A 1,754-nucleotide genomic window follows, 5' to 3' on the forward strand; every position below is an offset into this window, starting at 1 on the left:
GTCAAGTGACAGGTCGACCACACGGCGTATACCGCAAGTTCAAACTTTCACGAATTAAATTGCGTGAACAGGGAATGAGTGGTAATGTGCCCGGCCTGAAAAAAGCAAGCTGGTAATACCAGTAAAGAAACGTTGGTAAGTACCATAACAAGCTGGTGGGGTTTCCTTCCGGCTTGTTTTTGATACTGCACAACTAAAAAGACTAGGAGTTCATACGATGAGTATGCAAGATACGCTTGCGGATATGTTCACACGTATTCGTAATGCACAGATGGCTGAGAAGCAATCTGTCACAATGCCTTCTTCTAAAATGAAGGTGTCAGTACTAGAAGTATTAAAGTCAGAAGGTTTCATCGAAGGCTTTAACACTGATGGTCAGGTAAAAGCACAGGTAACTGTTGATCTTAAGTATTTCGAAGGCAAGCCAGTCATCGAAGAAATTAAGAGAGCTAGCCGTCCAGGTCTACGCCAGTTTAAAGGTAAAGACGAGCTGCCAAGCATTCGCGGTGGTTTGGGTGTTGCCATTATTTCAACTTCGCAAGGTGTGATGACCGACCGAGCTGCGCGTAATGCCGGCATTGGTGGCGAAGTAATCTGCACAGTTTTCTAGGAGAAGGGCATGTCTAGGGTTGCTAATAGTCCAGTTCAGCTTCCTTCCGGTGTAGAAGTTAAGCTAACTGAGCAAGAAATTGAAGTAAAGGGCGGTAAAGGCACTTTATCTTTGGATCTTAATTCTGTTGTTACTGTAACGCAGGAAGGTTCAGAAATTAAATTTGCTGCTAAAAATGGCAGCAAGTTCTCACGAGCGATGTCTGGTACGACTCGCGCGTTGGTAAACAACATGGTTACTGGTGTAAGTACTGGCTTCCAGAAAAAGCTACAGCTAATCGGTGTTGGTTATCGTGTACAGATGCAGGGCAAGAAACTGAATCTGTCATTGGGTTTTTCTCACCCAGTCGAATACGAGCTTCCTGAAGGTATTAAAGCTGAAGCTCCATCACAGACCGAGATTGTTTTGTCAGGCGCTGACAAACAGTTGCTAGGTCAGGTTGCTGCTGAAATTCGTGCTTTCCGTCCGCCAGAGCCTTACAAAGGTAAGGGTGTACGCTTTGCTGACGAACATGTCAGACGCAAAGAAGCTAAGAAGAAATAGGTGAAGCTATGAGCATTAAGAAAGAATCAAGACTACGTAGAGCGAAAAAAACTCGCTTTAAGTTAAAAGCTTTGGGTGAGACCCGACTTACAGTTCATCGTACACCTAAGCATATCTACGCACAGATTATTTCAGGTGAAGGAAACAAGGTTTTAGCCTCTGCTTCTACTCTGGATAAAGATCTTCGCGGCGAAGGTACAGGTAACATTGACGCGGCTACTAAAGTTGGTGCTTTGATCGCTGAGCGAGCAAAGACAGCTGGTGTTTCAAGAGTAGCATTTGATCGTGCTGGTTTTAAATATCACGGTCGTGTAAAGGCATTGGCTGACGCTGCGCGTGAAGCCGGATTAGAGTTCTAAGGGGCATTACGATGAGCGTAGAAGACAAAAACGGTCCAGAGCTACAGGAAAAACTTGTACAAGTTAACCGTGTAGCAAAAGTTGTTAAAGGTGGTCGAATCTTCGGTTTCACAGCACTAACTGTTGTTGGTGATGGTGCAGGTCGTGTAGGTTTCGGTCGTGGTAAAGCGCGTGAAGTTCCAATCGCTATTCAAAAAGCAATGGATGCAGCTCGCAAGAATATGGTTGACGTACCTCTTAGC

The 1,754-nt window shown here is 44.9% G+C and carries 3 protein-coding genes and 2 pseudogenes; all 5 read left to right on the forward strand.

The window, feature by feature from the left end; all coding sequences use genetic code 11:
• Positions 1–116 (forward strand): annotated as a pseudogene (locus tag A3766_RS23975) (30S ribosomal protein S14); the annotation flags it as partial.
• A gap of 101 nt (positions 117–217) precedes the next feature.
• Complete coding sequence (rpsH, locus tag A3766_RS23980; RefSeq protein ID WP_068508541.1) at positions 218–610, forward strand: 30S ribosomal protein S8; 393 nt, start codon at positions 218–220, stop codon at positions 608–610.
• Positions 611–619: 9 nt separating this feature from the next.
• The gene (gene rplF / locus A3766_RS23985) at positions 620–1,153 is read left to right on the forward strand and encodes a 50S ribosomal protein L6 (protein WP_068508542.1); all 534 of its coding nucleotides are present in this window, start codon (positions 620–622) and stop codon (positions 1,151–1,153) included.
• 8 nt (positions 1,154–1,161) lie between these two features.
• Positions 1,162–1,512, forward strand: coding sequence for a 50S ribosomal protein L18 (gene rplR / locus A3766_RS23990; protein ID WP_068508543.1), 351 nt, complete (start codon positions 1,162–1,164; stop codon positions 1,510–1,512).
• 11 nt (positions 1,513–1,523) lie between these two features.
• Positions 1,524–1,754, forward strand: a pseudogene (locus tag A3766_RS23995) (30S ribosomal protein S5); the annotation flags it as partial.

The organism is Oleiphilus sp. HI0132, from assembly GCF_001635845.1.

Bases quoted from the DNA above. Each gene is read 5' to 3' on its own strand.
- rpsH (WP_068508541.1), top strand. From the start codon at position 218: ATGAGTATGCAAGATACGCTTGCGGATATGTTCACACGTATTCGTAAT.
- rplF (WP_068508542.1), top strand. From the start codon at position 620: ATGTCTAGGGTTGCTAATAGTCCAGTTCAGCTTCCTTCCGGTGTAGAA.
- rplR (WP_068508543.1), top strand. From the start codon at position 1,162: ATGAGCATTAAGAAAGAATCAAGACTACGTAGAGCGAAAAAAACTCGC.